Below are 22,202 nucleotides of genomic sequence, written 5' to 3' on the forward strand. Positions count from 1 at the left end.
CACCATATAGTGTGCCCACAAACAGAACAGACCACTACATAGTGTGAAGCATCGGGATTTTCCGACCACACTCTGCGCAGTATTTCAATGCCTGAAGCCTGCAACCCGCATATTTTTTTGGACGGTCTCGCACACCGTCAGAACAGATCTGGAAGGAGTATTTCAATGCTGAGTTGGGATGAAGTCGACAACGAAGACGGCGTTGCAGCGGTAGTAAAAGGCGCCAACGCCGGCCACGCCACCGAAGCCAACATGGACCGCCTCGACGGTGCCGGCGCTGCCGCCGCCATCGAAGCCCGCGCCGTTACCGCCAATGACTCCGCCGCCATCGCGCGCGCCAAGGCCGAGCTGGACAAACTTGACGTCGCCGAAGGCCTCGCCGAACTCGAAGGCGCCTCCGCCCGCGTCGCCGTTGACGAAAAGCGCATGATCAACTGCCGCGCCGACCTCAACCAACTCGTGCCCTTCAAGTACGACTGGGCCTGGCAGAAATACCTCGACGGCTGCGCCAACCACTGGATGCCGCAAGAGGTCAACATGACCGCCGACATCGCCCTGTGGAAAAACCCCGAAGGCCTGACCGACGACGAACGTCGCATCGTCATGCGCAACCTCGGCTTCTTCTCCACCGCCGACTCCCTGGTCGCCAACAACCTGGTGCTGGCCGTGTACCGCCTGATCACCAACCCCGAATGCCGCCAGTACATCCTGCGCCAGGCCTTCGAAGAAGCGATCCACACCCACGCCTACCAGTACTGCATCGAATCGTTGGCCATGGATGAAGGCGAGATCTTCAACATGTACCACGAGATTCCGTCGGTGGCTAAAAAAGCCGCCTGGGGTTTGAAGTACACCCGCTCGATCTCCGATCCGAAGTTCGAAACCGGCACCGTCGACACCGACAAAGAGCTGCTGCGCAACCTGGTCGCCTACTACTGCGTGCTGGAAGGCATCTTCTTCTACTGCGGCTTCACCCAGATATTGTCCATGGGCCGCCGCAACAAAATGACCGGCGTGGCCGAGCAGTTCCAGTACATCCTGCGCGATGAGTCGATGCACCTGAACTTCGGGATCGATGTGATCAACCAGATCAAGATCGAAAACCCGCACTTGTGGGATGCCGGGATGAAGGAGGAAGCGACCCAGATGATTCTGCAGGGGACGCAACTGGAGATTGAATATGCTCGCGACACCATGCCGCGTGGGGTGCTAGGGATGAATGCGGCGATGATGGAGGATTACCTGAAGTTTATTGCTAACCGTCGTCTGTCGCAGATTGGGTTGAAGGAAGAGTATCCAGGGACGACCAACCCGTTCCCGTGGATGAGCGAGATTATGGATTTGAAGAAAGAGAAGAATTTCTTCGAAACCCGTGTGATCGAGTACCAGACTGGTGGTGCGCTGAGCTGGGATTGATTAACAGCACAGCTCCAAAATGTGGGAGGGGCTTGCTCCCTCCCACATTGGGAACGCGGTGTTCCATAACTTTGCAAATTGCCTTTTATGCCCAATCAAACCATCAAAACGCCCTGCATAGGCCTGTGCTCCACCGTCTACGGTGACCTGGTCTGCCGGGGCTGCAAGCGTTATCACCATGAAGTGATCCAGTGGAACGGCTACAGCGCTGAGGAAAAGCACGCGGTATGGCTGCGCCTGGAGCAGTTGCTGGTGCAGGTCATGAGCAGCAAGCTTGAAGTCTTCGACCCGCAACGCCTGCGCCAGCAACTGGAAGACCGCAAGATTCGCTTCATGCCGCAACAGTCACCGTACTGCTGGGCGTACCAGCTGATTGCGCGGGGCGCTCGAGTGATGTCGAAACTGGACGCCTATGGGCTTGCGTTGCTGCCGGAATTCCGTGAGCGCCCGCTCACGGACCTGCGCGATGCGATTGACCGCGAGTTTTTCCTGCTGTCCGAGGCCCATTACGAGCGCTACATCGCCCCGGTTTTTCTGCGAGAAGCCTTCGGCCCAGCCCTGATCGCCACGCTCTGACGCACAATTGTGGTTAAAATGCCGCCCGCTCAACGACTGACGTTCAACGATGACCCCAGACGCACTCGCTACCCTCCACGCCCACCTGCTCACCGCCCTGGCCAGCCCGCCCACTGAAACCCGGCGTTTGTTCCACGGCCGTGGCCGCTGCTGGCCGGGCCTGGAGCAACTGACGGTGGACTGGCTGCAAGGCGTGGTGCTGGTAGCGCTGTTCAAGGAAACCGAGCATCTGCAGGCCTTGAAGCAGCAGTTATTGCAGATCGACTGGGTCCGCTTCGGCGCCCATACCGTAGCGCTGCAACACCGCTACCTGCCGCAAAGCACCACCGAGTGGCTGCTCGGTGACGCCGTCGACGAGCTGACCATCACCGAAGGCGGCCTGCGTTACCTGATCGACCTGGGTAAAAAGCAGAACAGCGGCCTGTTTCTCGACATGCGCTACGGCCGCAACTGGGTGCGCGAGCAGGCCAGGGGCCAGCGTGTGCTTAACCTGTTTGCCTACACCTGCGGGTTTTCCGTCGCCGCTATCGAAGGCGGCGCCGAGCATGTAGTGAACCTGGACATGGCCCGTGGCGCCCTGAGCCGTGGCCGCGACAACCATCGCCTCAACGGTCACGACTTGAGCAAGGTGAGCTTTCTGGGCCACGACCTGTTCAAGTCCTGGGCCAAGGTCACTAATGGCGGTCCCTATGACCTGGTGATCATCGACCCGCCCTCCTTCCAGAAAGGCAGCTTCCTGCTGACCAAGGACTATCAGCGCGTGTTGCGTCGTCTGCCGGATCTGCTCACAGCCCAGGGCACGGTGCTGGCATGCATGAACGATCCGGCCTTCGGCGAAGACTTCCTGATCGACGGCGTCACCCGCGAGGCACCGGGCCTGCGCTTTATCGAACGCTTGGAAAACCCGCCGGAATTTCCGGATATCGACCCGCAAAGTGGCTTGAAGGCCCTCGTGTTTGGCCAGGGCTGATGCCGAAACTTCCTACGCTTGCTACGCTAAGCCATACGCCGGGTGGTGAACCTTATCCCCGCCTTCCCGGTCGATACCTGCATTCCCCGGCCAGACTCGACGGCGTTACGCTGTCGGCTGCCCCGTTTGACCCTTTGGAGAACCGCCCGTGATATCGACCCTGCATGTAGCCAGAATCAAAGCCTGGGGCGCCCACGGCTTCACCGCCACCGGTGTGGTATTGGCATTCCTGGCCACCCTGGCATTGCTGGAAAACTCGCCAAAGGCCTGCCTGCTGTGGCTGGGCCTGGCACTGGTGGTCGATGGCGTCGACGGCTCCCTGGCGCGACGTGTCAACGTCAGTACGGTCTTGCCCAGCTTTGACGGCTCGGTATTGGACCTGGTGATCGATTACCTCACCTACGTGTTCATCCCGGCACTGTTTATCTACCGCTATATCGACCTGCCGGAATTTACCCACCTGTTTGCCGTGTCGGTGATCCTGGTGTCGTCGCTGTTCTGCTTCTGCAACGTGAACATGAAGAGCAAGGACAACTATTTCGTCGGTTTCCCGGCGGCCTGGAACGTGGTGGCCTTGTGCGTGTACATCATCCAGCCGGACGCCTGGGTCACCCTGCTGACCGTGATCGGCCTGGCGCTGCTGACCGTGACGCCGATGAAGTTCCTGCACCCGTTCCGGGTCAAGCGCTTCATGCCGATCAATATCGCGGTGACCACGATCTGGTTGCTGTGCAGCTTCCTGATGGTGGTGGACTATCCGAACACCAACCCGTGGACGTTCGGGCTGTGGTCGTTGATGTCGGCTTACTTTCTGGGCATCTGCATCTGGCGCACGGCGCTGGAATGGTTGGGCACCCATAAATAACCCAGCACCCAGGATCAAAATGTGGGAGGGGGCTTGCCCCCGATGGCCATAGGTATCTACACAACTCTGTAGCGCTCAACCGTAACCACGATGCGAAGCGAGCCGCTCTTGATCTTGATCTGCTTTTGATCTCAGGCGCCCCGTTAAACCACGCTGGCCGAACGCAGGCTTGAATCCGTGGGTAACCCGGCAGGACGCCGGGTTAGCCGCACTGGGCCATGGATGGCCCATTGCGGCGGCCCACGGATTCAAGCCGGAGAGAGGGCACACCGAGCCTAAGCGAGGTGCCGAGTGGTGGGGCAAGAGCGTTTTGCTTACTTTTGCGCTTTTCAAAAGTGAGCCGCCGTCAGGGCGGAACCCTAATTGGCCGTTACCTAAATAATGGATATGTACTCGATCTGATCCAACATCCTGGTCGGCCCAGAGGCCGCCATCGGGGGCAAGCCCCCTCCCACATTTGGTTTTGCGTACATCAGGGGGGTAAGATGGCGGCCTTCCCAGCAGCCCCGCCAACAATAAGCCCTGCCCATGCCCTTCGAACTCAGCGTTGACCTGACTACCCTCGCCATTCTCGCCGCCGTGGCCTTTGTTGCCGGTTTCATCGACGCCATCGCCGGCGGCGGCGGCCTGCTCACCACCCCTGCCCTGCTCACCGCCGGCATGCCACCGCACCTGGTGCTGGGCACCAACAAGCTCAGCTCCACCTTTGGCTCGGCGACCGCCAGCTTTACCTTCTACCGCCGCAAGCTGTTCCACCCGCGCCAATGGGTGCACGCCATCGTCGGTACATTGATTGGCGCGCTGGCCGGCGCCGTGGTCGCGCACTATTTGCCCGCCGAAACCCTGAACAAGATGCTGCCGGTGATCGTGTTCGCCTGTGGGGTGTACCTGCTGTTCGGCGGCACGCCCAAGGCGCCGCTGGATGCCGAGGCACCCATCAAGAAGAAATGGCAGGCCACCCAGGGCTTCGGCCTGGGTTTCTACGACGGCGTGGCCGGGCCCGGCACCGGCGCGTTCTGGACCGTGAGCACGATGCTGCTGCACCCGATCGATCTGGTGAAGGCCAGCGGCGTGGCGCGCAGCATGAACTTCGTCAGCAACGCGGCGGCGCTGAGCGTTTTCATCATCAACGGCTCGGTGGACTGGATCGTCGGCCTGGCGATGGGCATCTCGGTAATGGGGGGCGCATTCTTTGGCGCACGCAGCGCCATCAGCGGCGGCGCCAAGTTCATTCGCCCGGTGTTCATCACCGTGGTGCTCGGCCTGACCGTGCGTCTAGCCTGGCAGCACTGGTTCAGCGTGGCCTAGGCGACGGGCCACATAGAGGTCGATCAGGTAACGCGCAATCGAGCGTGACGCCGGCAGCGGCGGCAGGTGGTGGATGCTGAACCACTGCGCGTCTTCGATCTCGTCGGCCTGGGGCACGATGTCGCCACCGGCATACTCGGCATGGAAACCCAGCATCATCGAATGCGGGAACGGCCAGCACTGGCTGCCCATGTACTGCAGATTCTTGACCTCCACCTGCACTTCCTCACGTACTTCGCGGATCAGGCAGTCTTCGGCCGACTCGCCCGGCTCGGCAAAGCCGGCCAGGGTGCTGTAGACCCCGGTGACAAAGCGTGGCGAGCGTGCCAGCAGAATCTCGTCACCACGGGTCACCAGCACGATCATGCTCGGCGAAATCCTTGGATAGCTGCGCAGGTCGCAGGGTTGGCAGTACATCGCCCGCTCCCGTGGCACCTGGACCATGGCCTGGCCGCAACTGCCGCAGAAGCGGTGCTCGCGCGCCCAGGTACCGATCTGCGCGGCATAGCCCAGCAGTTTGTACAGGGTGTGATCGCCTTGCAGCATGAAACTGCGCAGGCCCTGCCAGCTGCAACCCGGCACCTGGGCAGCACCGTTGACTTCCAGCAGGTACACCGGCTCGCCATCGAGATGCCCGATGCCGTGTTCGGCAAATACCGAGAGGTCCTGCCGCTTGAGCCACTCGCGAGGGAACAGCGGCCCGTTGGCATCCTGCAGAAAGCCGTCGCGGCTGCGGGCCACGGCCCAGCCGCCGGCGGCGTCGTTGTCCAGCAGCGTTGTGGTAATCCAGCCTGGGGTCATATCAATCAATCCACGAATTCGGGTGTCTGTTTGCTCATATGGGCCGCGATGGCCACGCGCAAGTCGTTGGATTGCAACATAGCCGCGTTCCAGGTGGCAACGTATTCCAGGCCATCATTGATGCTGTGGTCGCGCATATAGCTGATCATCGCCTTGGTGCCGGTGACGGCAATCGGCGACTTGGCGGCGATTTCACGGGCGATGGCCATGACGCCCGCCAACAGGCTGGCCGGGTCGGCGTACACACGATTGACCAGGCCGATGCTGCGCGCTTCTTCTGCGCCAAACTGACGACCGGTGTAGGCCAGCTCGCGCAACATGCCGTCGCCGACGATGCGCGGCAGGCGCTGCAAGGTGCCGACGTCGGCGGCCATGCCCATGTCGACTTCCTTGATCGAGAACTGCGCGTCCTCGGCGGCGTAGCGCATGTCGCAGGCGCTGATCAGGTCAATGGCACCGCCGATGCAATAGCCGTGGATCGCTGCCAGCACCGGCTTGCGGCAGGTGTCGACCGCATTGAACGAGGCTTGCAGTTCGAGGATCTTGCGCCGCAGCACGCGCGCGTTGCGGCCCACGTCCTTGCCCAGTTCATTGGCCACCGAGGCCAGCATCATCAGGTCGATGCCGGAGGAAAAGTGCTTGCCGGCACCGCTGAGCACCACCGCGCGCACGGCGTCGGTGTCTTCGATCCATTGGAAGATATCGATGATTTCGCTCCAGAACGCCGCGTTCATCGCGTTGATCTTTTCCGGGCGGTTGATCTGCACATGGGCAACGTTGCCGTTGAGTTCGACGACGAAAGCTTGGTATTCGGACATGGCAGTGATCCCTGACTGGCGAGTGATAAGGCCTGAACTATAACAAGGGCAGGCAACGGCGCATCGGCCAAAAGCGGGACTGGCAAAAAACCTTGCCAGGCGCCATCCTTGGCGCTTTAAGCCGCCCCACTGCGGCGTTCGACGTTTGAAGGATATGCCCCATGCACGCCCAGCCCCTCACCCCCGCCGATTTCGACCTGATCGAAGAAACCCTGCTCAAGTACGGCGACGACCATTCGGTGCTGAACTTGGCTGAACTCGACGGCTATCTCACGGCATTGGTCTCCAGCCCGACGCAGGTGGAGATCGCCGAGTGGTTTCCGGCGATCTGGGGCGGGCAGAACCCGAAGTGGGAAAGCTCCGAAGAGGCCGGGCAGTTCCTGGACCTGTGTGTACGCCACTTCAATACGCTGGCGACGCAACTGGCCGGCGATTCCAGTGAGTTCAAGGCCCTGTTCGATGAAAAAGAGCACCACGGCCAAACCGTGACCCTCGCCGAAGAATGGTGCTTTGGCTATATCCGTGGCGCCGCCATCGGCAACTGGCCGGCGTTGCCCGCCGAACTGGCCGTTCAGTTCGAAAAGATCTCCTGGTGCGCCGAGCAGGATAATTTCGAGTTGCCGGCGGACCTGGATGTGCGGGCCCACCAGCAACAGGTCAGCCAAATCGAACCGGCAGCCCGGGCGCTGCACGATTACTGGCTGAGCCAGCGCTAAATCTCGACAAGCACCGCACCTTTGGCCGATTATTCGGGTCCGCCCCGTCGGCCACTCCATGCCACCTCGCCTTGATCAGGAGCCTTGTCCCTTGAGTTCGCAGAAAACCGTGACCGTTACACCGCCCAACTTTCCTCTCAACGGCAAGGTCGCGCCCCCCGGCTCCAAATCCATTACCAACCGCGCCCTGTTGCTGGCGGCCCTGGCCAACGGCACCAGCCGCTTGAGCGGCGCCCTGAAGAGCGACGACACCCGCCACATGTCGGTAGCCCTTCGGCAGATGGGCGTGACCATCGACGAGCCGGACGACACCACCTTCGTGGTCACCGGCCACGGCAAGCTGCAATGGCCGGCGCAGCCGCTGTTCCTCGGCAACGCCGGCACCGCCATGCGCTTTCTCACCGCCGCCGTCGCCACCGTGGACGGCACTGTGGTGCTGGACGGCGACCACTACATGCAAAAGCGCCCGATCGGGCCACTGCTCGCCACCCTCGGCCAGAACGGCATCCGGGTCGACAGCCCGACCGGCTGCCCACCGGTGACCGTGCACGGCGTGGGCAAGGTCCAGGCCAAGCGCTTCGAGATCGATGGCGGGCTGTCCAGCCAGTATGTGTCGGCGCTGCTGATGCTCGCAGCCTGCGGCGAAGCGCCGATCGAAGTCGCATTGACCGGCAAGGACATCGGCGCCCGTGGCTATGTGGACCTGACCCTCGATTGCATGCGTGCCTTCGGCGCCCAGGTTGAAATGGTCAATGACACCACCTGGCGCGTGGCCCCGACCGGGTACACCGCCCACGATTACCTGATCGAACCCGACGCTTCCGCCGCCACCTACCTGTGGGCCGCCGAAGTGTTGACCGGCGGCCGTATCGACATCGGCGTCGCCGCCGGCGACTTCACCCAGCCGGACGCCAAGGCCCAGGCGGTGATCGCCCAGTTCCCGCACATGCAGGCCACCGTGGTGGGCTCGCAGATGCAGGACGCCATCCCGACCCTGGCGGTGCTGGCCGCCTTCAACAACACCCCGGTGCGTTTCACTGAACTGGCCAACCTGCGCGTCAAGGAATGTGACCGCGTGCAGGCACTGCACGACGGCCTCAACGCAATCCGCCCGGGCCTGGCGACCATCGAGGGCGACGACCTGCTGGTGGCGGCTGACCCGGCGCTGGCCGGCACGGCGTGCAACGCATCGATCGACACCCATGCCGACCACCGCATCGCCATGTGCTTTGCCCTGGCCGGGCTGAAAGTCTCAGGCATTCGGATCCAGGACCCGGACTGCGTGGCCAAGACCTACCCCGGGTATTGGAAAGCCCTGGGCAGCCTGGGCGTCACGCTCAGCTACTAAGGCCACGGCGCAGGTTACGGGAGGGCATGCACATGACCATTCGCCAACCCTGCCCACCCGGCGCCTGCGTCTGCGAGCGCGAACGCCTGCTGGAAGCGCCCGGCGCGGACCTGCGCATCCTCAGCCTGACACGCCAGGAAGAAAAGCGCCTGCTCGAGCGCCTGGAAAACCTCAAGAGCCTGCAGGACCTGGAGCATATGCAGCAGCGCATGTACGAGCAGTTGGGCATTCGCCTGCATATCGCGCCGGGCCACACCGAGGTCAAGAGCATGCGCGGCATCCAGATCGTCATCGACGAACTGCCCGGCCTGTGTCGCAAGACCCGGCAATCGATCCCGGCGGCGATTCGTCGGGGCATGGAGAAGCAGCCGGAGATTGCCTACCGTTTGCTGGACGCCCACGACCTGTTCCGCGACGCTTGAATCACCCGGCGGCTGTCTCGCGCTCAAACAGACCTTGGCCGACCGTCCTGGCCCTGTGCAAATGCGCTCGGGCACTGTCGCTTTCCGATTCCAGCAGCAGCTGCGAGATCAGCACCTGGGCGCCGCAATAATCAAAAATCCCGTTATCGATCTGCGTGCGCATGGCCTTGGCATAACCGTGCCGGTCGAAGGCGCTCTCATCCGCAGCGCCCAAGGCCAGCAGATGCACCTTCAGGTGCCGCAGCTTCTTGGTCACCGGAAGATCAGGGCCGTAATCGATCGCCCAGCCGTTGACGAAGACACGATCGATCCAGCCCTTGAGCAACGCCGGCATGGACCACCAGTAGATCGGAAACACCACCACCAACGCGTCGGCGCGTTCAATGCGTGCCTGCTCGGCAAGCACATCCGCCGGCGGCGTTGCGCGGCTGCGGTGTACCAGGTGGTCGGCGGCTGTGTAGCGAGGGTCGAAACCCTCGGCCGCGAGGTCGGCGATTTCAAAGGTGTGGCCCGATGCGCTCAAACCGGCGGCGACGTGCTCGGCCACGCTGCGGGTAAGGGATTGCGGGTCGTGATGAGCAACAACGATGAGTGCGTGCATGACAATGTGTCCTTTTGGGCTTAAGCTACTTTTAGTAAGTTAACGTCTGTAAGTTACTTTTGGTATATAAGCATGTCAAGCGAGCAATCCCCTGCCCCCCGTCGGCGCCTTTCCCGTGAAGAACGTCTGCATCAATTATTGGAAACCGCCTGGCAACTGGTGCGCGAAGAAGGCACCGACGCCCTGACCCTGGGCCGCCTGGCCGAGCTGGCCGGGGTGACCAAACCGGTGGTCTACGATCACTTCGCCACGCGGTCGGGCTTGTTGGCCGCGCTGTATGAAGACTTCGATGGGCGCCAGAATCAGGTGTTTGTCGACGCCATCGAGGCCAGCAGCGCGACGCTTGAAGACCGCGCATGGGTGATCGCCTCGTCCTATGTGGATTGCGTGCTGCTGCAGGGTCGCGAGATTCCGGGGGTGACGGCGGCACTGAGTGGCTCACCGGAGTTGGAGGCGCTCAAGTGCAAGTATGAGGCGATCTTTCTGGACAAATGCCGCGATGCCCTTGCGCCGTTCGCGCCGGGTGGCAGGCTCTCCCAAGCCGGCCTGCGTGCCATGCTGGGTGCTGCCGAAGCCTTGTCTCACGCGGCGGCCAGCGCAGAGATCAGCCGCGAAGAAGCGCAGCAGGAATTGCTGGCGACCATCCTGGCGATGGTCAAGCGCGGCGCATGTGGGAGGGGGCTTGCTCCCGATAGCAGTGGTTCAGTCAATTAATATTGAACTGATACACCGCTATCGGGGGCAAGCCCCCTCCCACATTTTGATCTGGGCAGCCTTCAAGACTGCGTCAAACTTAACGTTTTACTTGGCTGGCGGTCGCATGCGACATCTGCAACACCACAACACCAATGTGGGAGGGGGCTTGCCCCCGATTGCAGTGGTGCAGTCACTGTGGGTGCTCAACCCAAGCGTTCGTCTACAAACCGCTGCACCTTGCGCGTCAGTTGATCCAAATGCCGATCACGCTGCTTTTCTGCATCCGCCATCGCGCGCTTGCCATGCTTCTGCAGAAGATAGGTATGAATCTGCCGCACTTCCAGCGAGCTGTAGATAGCGGCCACGTCCAGCACACCCATCAACCCATCGGTGCCGTAATCCCGCGTATTCATCAGCACTTGCGTACCGCGCGCGCCGCGCACCATGAAGCCCATGGCTTCGAATGTCGGGACCTTCTCGACCGAACACGCCAGTTCGGCATGGGGATAGCGCGCAAGCACATCGTCCAGCATGGCCCGGGCCACACCCTGGCGCCTGGAGCCGGCGTGCACGGCCATGAAGGCCACGCCACAGGCTTGAGGGTCGTCCTTCACCGGCAGGTACAGGCAAAAGCCGACGACGGTCTCGTCCTGCATCGCCACCACCAGCTCGACGTCGATGCCCTTCGAGCCGTCCAGCGCCTCCAGGTACAGGTGCACCTCAAAACCGATGGCGTACTGGTAGATGTTGTAGAGCAGATTGCTGGGCGCCAGGGCCACGCTGCTGATGTCGGTGAGGTTGTCGACCACCATCTGCAGGATCTGGCTGTTGACCGGTTCGGGACACGGCGTGGTGTAGCGGGTAAGGCTGAACATGCAAATTCCTGGGGTTTCGCGTCAAGGCAGTCGCGATTGTACCTGTTACGTGTGAGGTGGCCGGGGTCTGTGGCACCCGACGTTCAACAAATGAGTGAAAAAAGTTCGGACCAACGGGTGCATGCATGCCCCTGGATCGCGCATCATGGGCACTTTCAAGTTCAAGGGTAACGTCCATGCGCGTTCTGTCATTGATGATGGGTCTTACGACGCTGGCCGCCAGTACGGTGTTCTGCGCCAGCGCGATGGCGAATGAAGAAAGTCAGTTGGTGCAACAGATCAACCAGTACCGCAGCCAGGTGCAGCGCTGCGGCGACCAGGGTTCCCAGGAATTGCCGCCGCTGGCCAGTGACACACGGCTGGTGCTGCCGGCCAATAATGTCGGCGATTTGCAGCAGGCGCTGGCGCGGGCCGCCTACCCCATGGTCAACGTACAGGCCATCAGCCTGTCCGGGCCCAAGGACGCCGAGGCCGCCATGAAAGCGGTACGCGAAAGTTTCTGTCGCGTGGTGCTAGACCCGCAGTTCGTCGATATCGGCGTGAGCAACAGCGGCCAGGACTGGCGCATCGTACTGGCGCGCCCGTTGCTCACCAGTGGCCTGGGCGACTGGCAGACCGAAGGCCGCAAGCTGCTCGACCTGATCAACGCCGCCCGCACCCAGCCGCGCCAATGCGGCACCCAGCCGTTTGCCGCCACCACGCCGCTGTCGTGGAACGACAACCTGGCCGCCGCCGCCAACAGCCATACGCGCAACATGGCCAACGGCAACTTTTTCGATCACCTCGACCACGACGGCCGTACCCCCGGCGACCGCGCCGAGCTGGCCGGCTATGCCGCGAAGAACATCGGCGAAAACATCGCCGCCGGCCTCGATACCCCGCGCAAGGTCCTCGACGGCTGGCTCGCCAGCCCCGGCCATTGCGCCAACCTGATGAACCCGCAATTCCGTGATCTGGGTGCAGCCTATGCGATGGACCCGAAAAGCGATGCGGGCATCTATTGGACAGGACTGTTCGGCGCACAATAAAGCCGCTGCGCGCCCAGAACCCGCCCGCCAAATGGGCAATGAAATCAAAGTGCTATCCAGGAGATGGGCGTGCTGAACTGATTGCGGTCATACCGGTCTTTAGCTAGGCAGTATGACCTCCTCAAGGCTTAACCACGCGTAGCGAACAAGGTGTGAACCCAATGATGAATTGGCTGCAAGGCAGCAGCGAAATGGCAGAGCGGGTTCGTCGGCATGATTGGGCCAATTCGCCCCTGGGGCCCCTTGAACACTGGCCGGACGTGTTGAAGACAACCGTGGCGCTGTGCTTCGCCTCCAGCTTCCCCCAGGCGATTGTCTGGGGGCCTCAGCTGATCACCCTCTACAACGACGCCTTCGTACCGATCCTGGGTAACAAGCCCGATGCCCTGGGCCGCCCGTTCAGCGAGGTATGGCACGAGGCATGGGATGAGATCCGCCCTATCGCCGACACCGCGTTCGCCGGACAAGCCACTTACATCGAAAACTTTCCGCTGGTGATCCAGCGCAACGAGGCGCCTGAACAAGCCTATTTCACCTTTTGCTACAGCCCGATCCGTGACGCGCAAGGTGCGGTGGTCGGGTTGCTCGATACCGTGACCGAAACCACCGACACGGTGTTTCTTACGCGGCGCCTGGAAGTGCTGGACGCCATCGGCAACAGTGTCGCCACCGCCACCGACGCCGAAGCCATCATGACCTCGACCACGCGTTTGCTGGCCGAACACCTGCACGTGTCGATTTGCGCCTACGCCGACATGGAAGACGATCAGGACGGCTTTACCATTCGCGGTGACTGGTCGGCGCAGGGCTCACCGAGCATCATTGGCCATTACAGCCTGGCCGCGTTCGGTGAGCGTGCGGTGACCTGCCTGCGGGCGGGCGAACCTTTGGTCATCTGCAACAACCAGCTCGAATTGCCGGCCCATGAAGCTGCGAATTTCCAGGCGCTCGGCGTTACGGCGACCATCTGCATGCCCCTGATCAAACATGGGCGCCTCACCGCATTGATGGCCGTGCACGACAAACAGCCCCGCTACTGGTCCTCCTATGACCTGGCACTGCTGGGCGAAGTCACCGAGCGCTCCTGGGCGCATATCGAACGCGTGCGCGCCGATGCCGCAGTGCGGGCGGGCCTTGCAGCCTATACCGAACTCAACGCGACCCTGGAGCAGCGCGTGGAAGAACGCACCCTCGCCCTCGCCCAGGCTGAAGCCGCGCTGCGCCAGTCGCAAAAGCTCGAGGCCATCGGCCAACTGACCGGCGGCGTCGCCCATGATTTCAACAACCTGCTGACGATCATTCGCTCATCCGTGGATTTCCTGCGCCAGCCGGGGCTGTCGGAAGAACGCCGGCAACGCTACATGTGGGCTGTATCCGATACCGTCGAGCGGGCCAGCAAACTCACCAGCCAACTGCTCGCCTTTGCCCGCCGCCAGCCGCTGAATCCGCAGGTATTCGACGTCAGCCAGCGGGTGCGCAACATCGGCGACATGCTCGAAAGCGTCACCGGCGCACGCATTCAGGTGCAGGTGCAATTGCCCGATCAGCCCTGCTTTGCGCGCATCGATCCGAGCCAGTTCGAAACCGCATTGATCAACATTGCCCTCAATGCCCGCGACGCAATGGACGGCCAGGGCAGCCTGACCATCAAGGTCGTCGGCCAGCAAACACTGCCGAGCATCCGTGGCGACGCCGGGTCGCCCCTGCCCCACATCAGTATTTCCCTAGCCGATACCGGCAGCGGTATTGCCGGCGATGCCTTCGAGCGCATTTTCGAGCCGTTCTTCACCACCAAGGCCGTGGGCAAGGGCACCGGGCTGGGTTTGTCACAAGTCTTCGGCTTTGCCAAGCAATCGGACGGCAATATCGATGTATCCAGTAACCTCGGCCGGGGTACGGTGTTTACCTTGTACCTGCCCCAAGTGGAAGTGGAAGGCGAAGTCGCGCCGCCGCAGGACGAACAGCCAGATCTGACGCCACCGCTGGACGTTGCCCATTGGCATGTACTGATCGTTGAGGACAACCTTGAGGTGGGACGTTTTGCCAGCCAGATCCTCAAGGATCTGGGTTACCAGACCACCTGGGCCACCAATGCCGAACAGGCGCTGACGCTTGCCGGTAAAGACGCAGAGGCCTTCGACGCGGTTTTCTCGGATGTGGTGATGCCAGGGATGACCGGTGTCGCCATGGCCAAGCTGCTGCGCCAGCGCCGTGCGGACCTGCCGGTGGTGCTCGTGTCGGGCTACAGCGAAGAACTGGCGGACAGTGGGTACGAGGGCTTTGAGTTCCTCGCCAAACCCTACTCCGCCGAACAGGTGGCGCGAGCGTTGGCCAGGGCCATGACCAAGGATCAGACCGCCACGGCGACCTGATTGCGACCCAACGCCTTGGCCCGGTACAGCGCCTTGTCGGCGCTGTCCATCAAGCCATTCAGGTCGAGCGCCTGGTCGTGGGTCGATGCAAGTCCCAGGCTTGCACTGAGCCCCTGCACCGGGTCGGCCTGCAGGTCGCCAATGGCCCGGACCAGTTGCTCGGCGATGCTGCGCGCGGTTTCCAGGGACGTATTGGGCAGCAATATCGCGAATTCTTCGCCACCCAGGCGTCCGGACACATCGACCTGGCGAAACGAGGCGCTGATCACACCGCCAATCTGGCGCAACACCTGGTCGCCGGTCTGATGGCCATAGGTGTCATTGATGCTTTTGAAATGGTCCATGTCCAGCATCAGCGCACACAACGGCTGCTGCGCGCGATGGCACTGGGCGTACAGTACCTGGGCACGCTCGAAAAAGGCACGACGGTTCATCAGCCCGGTCAGCTCGTCCGTTTGAGCGGCGTGGGTTGAAAGGGTGTGGGCACGCTCCATCTGTCGGGTCAGGCGGAAGGCTTTTTCCAGGGCATCGGAGAGTCTGCGCGTGGCACCCGCTAAAAAGCACGAGAACACCAGCACCGCCACCGCCACGCCCACCTGCATCGGCGACGGCTGGAACAGCAGCCACAGGGTACAGGGCAACAGCACCAGGCCCATGGCCCCCAGCGACATATAGCGATAAGCGGAATAGCAGGACACCGCGCTGACCGACATGCCCACGGTAAACAACATGACCAGCACCTGGGACATGCGGTCATCGACCGGCATCACCGCCAGTGCCCCGCCGCCCCAGATCCCCGCCGACAGCATCAATGTCAGCCAGTAACGACGCTCCCAGCGCGCGGTGGTGCGTTCGCTGTTGGGGCAGCGGAACCATTCCAGGAACAGTTGCAGGCGCAGCAGCGACGAGCCCGCCAGCAGCACCAGCCAGACCACGATAATCTGATGATCGAAACGCTCCCAGCACAGCCAGCAGAGCATGATGGCGCCCAGATAGGCGCCTGAAATGGCGGAGAACGACTGTCGAAACAGCTGATGCAAACGGTCGGTTCGTACCTGCTCTTCGATGACGTGGTCCGGATCTTGTTCATGCCCAAGGCTATGCATGCAATTCGCCTGTTTGGCTGCTCCGACAGAGGCGCCATTGTGGCACCCTGCCAGTAGCCCGGACAACAGGATCCTGTGCGCTAGAGCGTTTAAGGCTCCTATCTGAATAACTATGATGCGACGCCGGACCTGTGGCGAGGGAGCTTGCTCCCGTGACAGTCGGACAGCCAACGCGTATCTACCTGACGCTGCGAGATCCAATGTGGGAGGGGGCTTGCTCCCATGACAGTCGGACAGCCAACGCGTATCTACCTGACGCTGCGAGATCCAATGTGGGAGGGGGCTTGCCCCCGATGGCGGCCTCTGGGCCGACCAGGATGTTGGATCAGATCGAGTACATATCCGTTTCTGCGGTAACGGCTGCTAATGGTTCCGCCCTTACGGCGGCTCACTTTTGAAAAGCGCAAAAGTAAGCAAAACGCTCTTGCCCCACCACTCGGCACCTCGCCCAGGCTCGGTGTGCCCTCTCTCCGGCTTGAATCCGTGGGCCGCCGCAATGGGCCATCCATGGCCCAGTGCGGCTAACCCGGCGTCCTGCCGGGTTACCCACGGATTCAAGCCTGCGTTCGGCCAGCGTGGTTTAACGGGGCGCCCAAGATCAAAAGCAGATCAAGATCAAGAGCGACTCGCTTCGCATCGTGGTTACGGTTGGGTGCTGCAGCGTTGTGTGGATCTCTATACCTCCTGTGGCCGCAGAATCAGCACACCCAGGGGCGGCAAGTTCAGCGACAGCGACACCGGCTGCCCATGGCGAGGTTCATCCACGGTCTGTACCGCACCACCATTACCGTAGTTGGACCCGGCGTACATATCGGCATCACTGTTGATCACTTCGCTCCAGCGCCCGGCAAATGGCACGCCGACGGCGTAGGCCTCACGAGGCACCGGGGTGAAGTTGGCGACCACCAGCACCGCCTTGCCATCCTTGCTCCAGCGCAGCCAGGCGTAGACGCTGTTGATGGCGTCATCCCCGATCAGCCACTGGAAGCCCTGGGGCGCGTCGTCCTGCTCGTGCAGCGCCGGTTCCTCGCGGTACAGGCGGTTCAGGTCGCCCACCAGCTTCTGCACCCCACGGTGTTCCGGGTATTGCAGCAGGTACCAGTCCAGTTGCTGGTCGTGGTTCCACTCGCGCCACTGGCCGAACTCGCAGCCCATGAACAGCAGCTTCTTGCCCGGGTGCATCCACATGAAACTCAAGTAGGCGCGCAGGTTGGCGAATTTCTGCCAGCGGTCGCCGGGCATCTTGTCGATCAGCGAGTGCTTGCCGTGCACCACCTCATCATGGGAAATCGGCAGGATGAACCGCTCGGACCAGGCATACACCAGGCCGAAACTCAGCTCGTTATGATGATGGGCGCGGTACACCGGGTCTTGCTGGATGTAATGCAGCGAGTCATGCATCCAGCCCATGTTCCATTTGTAATTGAAGCCCAGGCCACCTTGCTGGGTGCTCTGACTCACGCCAGGCCACGCGGTGGATTCCTCGGCAATCACCAGCGCGCCCGGCGCTTCAAGCGCAACCACGTCGTTCAAGTGGCGCAGGAAATCGATGGCTTCCAGGTTCTCCCGACCGCCGTGGCGGTTGGGCACCCACTCCCCGGCTTTGCGTGAATAGTCGCGATACAGCATCGAGGCCACCGCATCCACGCGCAGGCCGTCGACGTGGAAGTGCTTGAGCCAGTGCAGCGCCGACGCCAGCATGAAGCCGTGCACCTCGGTGCGGCCCAGGTTGTAGATCAGCGTGTCCCAATCCTGGTGGAAACCTTCCAGCGGGTTGGCATATTCGTACAGCGCAGTACCGTCGAATTGCGCCAGGCCGTGGGTATCGGTGGGAAAATGCGCCGGCACCCAGTCGAGGATCACACCGATATCCGCCCGGTGGCAGGCATCGACGAAGTAGGCGAAGTCTTCCGGCGAGCCAAAGCGTGCGCTCGGCGCAAACTGGGACAAGGCCTGATAGCCCCAGGAACCGCCGAAAGGATGCTCCATGATCGGCATCAGTTCGATATGCGTGAAGCCCAACTGCTGTACGTAGGGAATCAGCCGCTCGGCCAGTTCGCGCCAGCCATATTGGCGTGACACCTCGCCGGCCTCGTCCAGCTCGCATTGCCAGGACCCGACGTGCAACTCGTAGATCGACAGCGGTGCGGTGGCGTTCTGTTTGTCACCACGTGCCTGCATCCATTCATGGTCCTGCCAGTCCACCTGCAATGGCGGGGCGACCTTCGAAGCGGTATCCGGCGGCAGCTGGGTCGCCAGGGCCATCGGGTCGGCCTTGAGCGGCAGGATGCCGTGGGCGCCAAGAATTTCGTATTTATAGGCCGCGCCCGGTTGCAGGCGCGGGATGAAGATTTCCCAAACGCCTGAAGGATGACGCAGGCGCATCGGATGCCGGCGCCCGTCCCAGATGTTGAAGTCGCCGACCACCGAAACGCGCCGGGCATTCGGCGCCCATACGGCAAACCGTACGCCCTGCACGCCGTCCACAGTGGTCACCTGGGCGCCCAGGCAGTTGCCCAGGTCACGGTGGTTGCCTTCGGCAAACAGGTACAGGTCCATTTCACCCAGCAGCAACTGGCTAAAGCTATAGGGGTCTTCGGTGATCTGCTCGCCGCCGGCCCACTGGATCTTCAGCAGGTAATCCTGACGCGTGCCGAAGTGCCCGACAAACAGTCCCGGCACCTGGGTCGCGTCGAGGCTGCCGATCGGCTCGCCGCTGTCACGCGCCAGTACCTGGACACTCAGGGCTTCAGGCAGGAACGCGCGGATAAATTGCCCGCCCTGCTCATCGTCGTGCGGCCCAAGGATCGAAAACGGATCGTGGTGCTCGGCGCGCACCAGCGCTTCGACGTCCTTGGACGCCGGCATTGCAGTCAGCTTGGGCTGCAGCGGTTCTCTATGCGTAAAACTCATGACGTCTCCCCACCGCGTGCAGTTGTCGATTCAGGTGTAAGCCCGCTGAGCAAACCGTGCAACCCTTGCAAGGGCACCGGCAACCAGCTCGGGCGATTTTCCGCTTCGTAGGCCACTTCATACGCGGCCTTCTCCAGGCTGAACAAGGTCAGCGCGGCGTCCTGGCCATTGGCATCCTGCCAGTCATGCGCCAGTGTAGCCGTCGCTGCCTGATAGGCCTGGGTAAATGCCTGGCGCGCTTCACTCAGGTAGCGCTCGGTCACACGTTGCCGTGCGACCTGCGCCTGCGGCGACTGATCAACCCCCTGCACATTCAAGGCCATGGCCGCCGCGTAATCAAAGGAGCGCAACACACCGCTGACATCCTTGTACGGGCTGTGCTTGCCGCGCCGCTCATGCAGCGGTCGCGCCGGCTCGCCTTCAAAGTCGATCAAATAGGCGTCGCCCTTGACCACCAGTACCTGGCCCAGGTGCAAGTCACCGTGGACGCGAATCCGCAATCCGCCCAGCGTGGCTTTCGCCAAGGCCTGGACGTGGCTGCCGATGGCTTTTTTCTGCGCCAGTAATTCACTGACCAACGCCTGATCGGCAGGGTTCAACTGGCTTTGATTTAGTTTGAGCAATTGCAAGGCACGCTCGATCTGCGCGCCCACGTCCTTGGCCCAGGCCTGGGTGTCCTTGAGCGAGGTGGCTTCAGGCTTGAAGTCCTTGTTCTGGGTGGGCGCGCCCAACACCCCGTGCATCTCGCCCAAGCGCTGGCCGAGCAGACCGGCAAAATCGGCCAGCTCGCCCAGGGCGTTGTAGTGCTGCTCCTGTTCGGAAATCGCTTCGGCCAGCTCGTCGCGGATGGCCCGCTCGAGGTTGTTCTGGGTCCAGCTCCAGGCATCGCCCTGGTTGCTCAGGTAGCCTTGGGCAATCATCAGCAGACTGTCCTCGCCCTGGGCGTCGCGCCGGCTCATCGAGCCCATCAGCGGAGAAATGTTCGGGTAAGCGGCTTCGGTCAGGTAGGCGCTCATCTCCAGTTCCGGGTGCACCCCGGCGCTGACTTTGCGGATCAGCTTGAGCACCAGGCTCTCGCCCACCACCACCGAACTGTTGGACTGCTCGGCAGACAGGTAGCGCACCGCGGACTCATCCGTCAATTGCAGCGCAGCCAAGTGCGGAGTCGCCTCGAAGCGCAGGTCACCCTCGCTGCAATTGAGCACGGTACCGGACTGCATGCCTTGAATCACGCTGCGAACAAAAGGCTCGAGGCTGAATGCGTCGGTGACCAGCCCCACCTGGCGGCCGCGCCGTACCCGGGCCAGGGCCAGTTGCTGCGGCAAGGCGCTGGTGAGCTGGTCTTCGCCGAGGAAACCGAGCGGCAATTGATAGCGGCTGGTCTGGCCCGCGCTGGTGACGTCGATCTCGCTGAGCAGGACCGGGTGCTGCGCATCGCCAAAGCGCACGCCGTAGGCGATATGCACGCTGTCGATGCTGGCGTCCTTGCCGGCGAACCAGCGGCGCTTGGGCAGCCAGGCCGGCAACGAAGTGTGTTCCAGGGTGGTACGGCAGGGTTCTTCGAGCAATTCTTCCATACGTTTTTTCAACACCAATGTCGTGAAGTCAGGAATGCTCTGGGCCGGTTCCACATGCCAGCTGGGCATCTGGTTTTCCGCCGCCAGCACGAACCAATAAAAGCCATAGGGGGCCAGGGTCAGCAGGAAATTCAGTTGGCCGATGGGCGGGAATGCGTTACCGCCGAGCATCTCCACCGGCACCATCCCGGCGAACGCGGACAGGTCCAGCTCAGCCGCCTGGGCGCTGCGCGAGACGTTGGCCACGCACAGGATGATCTCAGTGCGGCCGTCCTCCCCGGTGTATTCACGGGTATACGCCAGGATGCGGCGGTTGCTCGGCGACAGCATTTTCAGGCTGCCGCGGCCAAACGCCTTGGACTGCTTGCGCACCGCCAGCATGCGCCGCGTCCAGTTCAGCAATGAGTGCGGGTCCTGGGCCTGGGTTTCGACGTTGACCGACTGGTAGCCGTACTGCGCGTCCATGATCGGCGGCAATACCAGGCTGGCCGGGTCGGCGCGGGAGAAGCCGCCATTGCGGTCGATGGACCACTGCATCGGTGTGCGCACGCCGTCGCGGTCGCCCAGGTAAATGTTGTCGCCCATGCCGATTTCATCGCCGTAATACAGGGTCGGCGTACCAGGCATCGACAGCAACAGGCTGTTGAGCAGTTCCACGCGGCGACGGTCACGCTCCATCAGGGGCGCCAGGCGCCGGCGAATACCCAGGTTGATCCGCGCGCGGCGATCTGCGGCGTAGTAGTTCCACAGGTAGTCGCGCTCTTTGTCGGTGACCATTTCCAGGGTCAATTCATCGTGGTTGCGCAGAAAGATCGCCCACTGGCAATTGGCAGGAATCTCCGGGGTCTGGCGCAGGATGTCAGTGATGGGAAAGCGATCTTCCTGGGCCAGGGCCATGTACATGCGCGGCATCAATGGAAAGTGGAAGGCCATGTGGCATTCATCGCCATCGTCGCCTTTACGGTCGCCGAAGTAGAGTTGCGTGTCTTCCGGCCACTGGTTGGCCTCGGCCAGCAGCATGCGATCAGGGTAATTGGCGTCGATTTCGGCGCGGATCTGCTTGAGCACCCCGTGGGTCTCGGCCAGGTTTTCGTTGTTGGTGCCGTCACGCTCGATCAGGTAGGGAATCGCGTCGAGGCGCAGGCCGTCGATGCCCAGGTCGAGCCAGTAGCGCATCACCGACAGCACGGCCTTCATGACCTGCGGGTTATCGAAGTTCAGGTCAGGCTGGTGCGAATAGAAACGGTGCCAGAAGTACTGGCCGGCCACCGGGTCCCAGGTCCAGTTGGACTTCTCGGTGTCGAGGAAAATGATCCGCGTCCCGTCGTATTTCTGGTCGTCATCGGACCAGACGTAAAAGTCCCGCGCCGCCGAGCCCGGCTTGGCCTTGCGCGCGCGCTGGAACCAGGGGTGCTGGTCGGAGGTATGGTTGATCACCAGCTCGGTAATCACGCGCAGCCCGCGTTTGTGGGCCTCGGCGATGAAGCGTTTGGCGTCGGCCATGGTCCCGTAGTCGCTGTGCACGCCCCGGTATTCGGCGATGTCGTAGCCGTCGTCGCGGCGTGGCGAGGGGTAGAACGGCAACAGCCAGATGGTGTTGACGCCCAGGTCGGCAATGTAGTCGAGCTTGGCGATCAGTCCGGGAAAGTCACCAATGCCATCGTTGTTGGAGTCGAAATAGGATTTGACATGCACCTGGTAGATCACCGCGTCCTTGTACCAGAGCGGGTCCTTGATAAAGGTGGCTGCCTTGGGTTTCTTCGCCATTGCACACTCCTGAAATGCTGCAGACGC

Annotated in this window: 18 protein-coding genes; 11 read left to right on the top strand and 7 right to left on the bottom strand. The window is 62.1% G+C overall.

The genetic code is table 11. From position 1 onward, the window contains the following. Positions 1 to 165 precede the first annotated feature (165 nt). The 5 genes from MRY17_RS13900 to MRY17_RS13920 all read left to right on the top strand — a co-directional run bounded on the left by MRY17_RS13900 (position 166) and on the right by MRY17_RS13920 (position 5,135). Positions 166 to 1,416 carry a ribonucleotide-diphosphate reductase subunit beta gene (locus tag MRY17_RS13900; protein WP_191956964.1) on the top strand — a complete coding sequence of 417 codons (1,251 nt, stop codon included), beginning with the start codon at positions 166 to 168 and terminating at the stop codon, positions 1,414 to 1,416. Between the two features lie 87 nt (positions 1,417 to 1,503). After that, a complete protein-coding gene (locus MRY17_RS13905) occupies positions 1,504 to 1,992 on the top strand; it encodes a DUF1289 domain-containing protein (RefSeq protein ID WP_181285898.1) in 489 nt (162 codons plus the stop codon). 49 nt (positions 1,993 to 2,041) lie between these two features. Then, entirely contained in the window at positions 2,042 to 2,962 is a 921-nt protein-coding gene (locus MRY17_RS13910; RefSeq protein ID WP_181285899.1) for a class I SAM-dependent methyltransferase, read from the top strand. Between the two features lie 148 nt (positions 2,963 to 3,110). Next, on the top strand, positions 3,111 to 3,827 hold the full coding sequence (gene pcsA, locus MRY17_RS13915; RefSeq protein WP_065884474.1) for a phosphatidylcholine synthase: 717 nt from the start codon (positions 3,111 to 3,113) through the stop codon (positions 3,825 to 3,827). A 528-nt stretch (positions 3,828 to 4,355) separates the two neighbouring features. Beyond that, entirely contained in the window at positions 4,356 to 5,135 is a 780-nt protein-coding gene (locus tag MRY17_RS13920) for a TSUP family transporter (protein ID WP_124423488.1), read from the top strand. On the opposite strand, the gene nudC is transcribed toward MRY17_RS13920, so the two are convergent. Both nudC and MRY17_RS13930 read right to left on the bottom strand, forming a co-directional pair. After that, positions 5,103 to 5,936, bottom strand: coding sequence for an NAD(+) diphosphatase (gene nudC, locus MRY17_RS13925; protein WP_191956360.1), 834 nt, complete (start codon positions 5,934 to 5,936; stop codon positions 5,103 to 5,105). The two genes, MRY17_RS13920 and nudC, sit on opposite strands and share 33 nt — an antisense overlap. Before the next feature lie 5 nt (positions 5,937 to 5,941). Further along, a complete protein-coding gene (locus MRY17_RS13930) occupies positions 5,942 to 6,754 on the bottom strand; it encodes a crotonase/enoyl-CoA hydratase family protein (protein WP_243352322.1) in 813 nt (270 codons plus the stop codon). A gap of 161 nt (positions 6,755 to 6,915) precedes the next feature. Here MRY17_RS13930 and MRY17_RS13935 point away from each other — a divergent pair, with 161 nt between their 5' ends. The 3 genes from MRY17_RS13935 (at position 6,916) to MRY17_RS13945 (ending at position 9,240) form a co-directional block, all read left to right on the top strand. Then, a complete protein-coding gene (locus tag MRY17_RS13935; RefSeq protein WP_243352323.1) occupies positions 6,916 to 7,470 on the top strand; it encodes a UPF0149 family protein in 555 nt (184 codons plus the stop codon). A gap of 91 nt (positions 7,471 to 7,561) precedes the next feature. Beyond that, on the top strand, positions 7,562 to 8,818 hold the full coding sequence (aroA, locus tag MRY17_RS13940) for a 3-phosphoshikimate 1-carboxyvinyltransferase (protein WP_243352324.1): 1,257 nt from the start codon (positions 7,562 to 7,564) through the stop codon (positions 8,816 to 8,818). Between the two features lie 32 nt (positions 8,819 to 8,850). Next, on the top strand, positions 8,851 to 9,240 hold the full coding sequence (locus MRY17_RS13945; RefSeq protein WP_243352325.1) for a hypothetical protein: 390 nt from the start codon (positions 8,851 to 8,853) through the stop codon (positions 9,238 to 9,240). Between the two features lies 1 nt (position 9,241). Here the strand turns inward: MRY17_RS13945 and MRY17_RS13950 are convergent, their stop codons facing one another. Next, entirely contained in the window at positions 9,242 to 9,841 is a 600-nt protein-coding gene (locus MRY17_RS13950; RefSeq protein WP_243352326.1) for an NAD(P)H-dependent oxidoreductase, read from the bottom strand. A 72-nt stretch (positions 9,842 to 9,913) separates the two neighbouring features. Here MRY17_RS13950 and MRY17_RS13955 point away from each other — a divergent pair, with 72 nt between their 5' ends. Continuing rightward, on the top strand, positions 9,914 to 10,555 hold the full coding sequence (locus tag MRY17_RS13955) for a TetR/AcrR family transcriptional regulator (protein WP_181285905.1): 642 nt from the start codon (positions 9,914 to 9,916) through the stop codon (positions 10,553 to 10,555). 185 nt (positions 10,556 to 10,740) lie between these two features. Here MRY17_RS13955 and MRY17_RS13960 read toward each other — a convergent pair whose 3' ends face one another. Next, positions 10,741 to 11,412, bottom strand: a complete 672-nt coding sequence (locus tag MRY17_RS13960; RefSeq protein WP_243352327.1) for a GNAT family N-acetyltransferase — start codon at positions 11,410 to 11,412, stop codon at positions 10,741 to 10,743. Between the two features lie 176 nt (positions 11,413 to 11,588). Between MRY17_RS13960 and MRY17_RS13965 the strand changes: the two genes are divergently transcribed. Further along, on the top strand, positions 11,589 to 12,440 hold the full coding sequence (locus MRY17_RS13965) for a CAP domain-containing protein (protein WP_181285907.1): 852 nt from the start codon (positions 11,589 to 11,591) through the stop codon (positions 12,438 to 12,440). Between the two features lie 161 nt (positions 12,441 to 12,601). Further along, positions 12,602 to 14,812 carry a GAF domain-containing protein gene (locus tag MRY17_RS13970; protein ID WP_191956363.1) on the top strand — a complete coding sequence of 737 codons (2,211 nt, stop codon included), beginning with the start codon at positions 12,602 to 12,604 and terminating at the stop codon, positions 14,810 to 14,812. Here MRY17_RS13970 and MRY17_RS13975 read toward each other — a convergent pair. The 3 genes from MRY17_RS13975 to treS form a co-directional block, all read right to left on the bottom strand. Beyond that, positions 14,791 to 15,918, bottom strand: coding sequence for a GGDEF domain-containing protein (locus MRY17_RS13975; RefSeq protein WP_191956364.1), 1,128 nt, complete (start codon positions 15,916 to 15,918; stop codon positions 14,791 to 14,793). The two genes, MRY17_RS13970 and MRY17_RS13975, sit on opposite strands and share 22 nt — an antisense overlap. Positions 15,919 to 16,593: 675 nt before the next feature. Next, positions 16,594 to 18,831 carry a 1,4-alpha-glucan branching protein GlgB gene (gene glgB / locus MRY17_RS13980; protein WP_191951744.1) on the bottom strand — a complete coding sequence of 746 codons (2,238 nt, stop codon included), beginning with the start codon at positions 18,829 to 18,831 and terminating at the stop codon, positions 16,594 to 16,596. After that, entirely contained in the window at positions 18,828 to 22,175 is a 3,348-nt protein-coding gene (gene treS / locus MRY17_RS13985) for a maltose alpha-D-glucosyltransferase (RefSeq protein WP_243352328.1), read from the bottom strand. Before treS ends, glgB begins: the two co-directional genes overlap by 4 nt. Positions 22,176 to 22,202: the final 27 nt, after the last annotated feature.

The organism is Pseudomonas orientalis, from assembly GCF_022807995.1.
Taxonomy (GTDB): Bacteria; Pseudomonadota; Gammaproteobacteria; order Pseudomonadales; family Pseudomonadaceae; genus Aquipseudomonas; species Aquipseudomonas orientalis_B.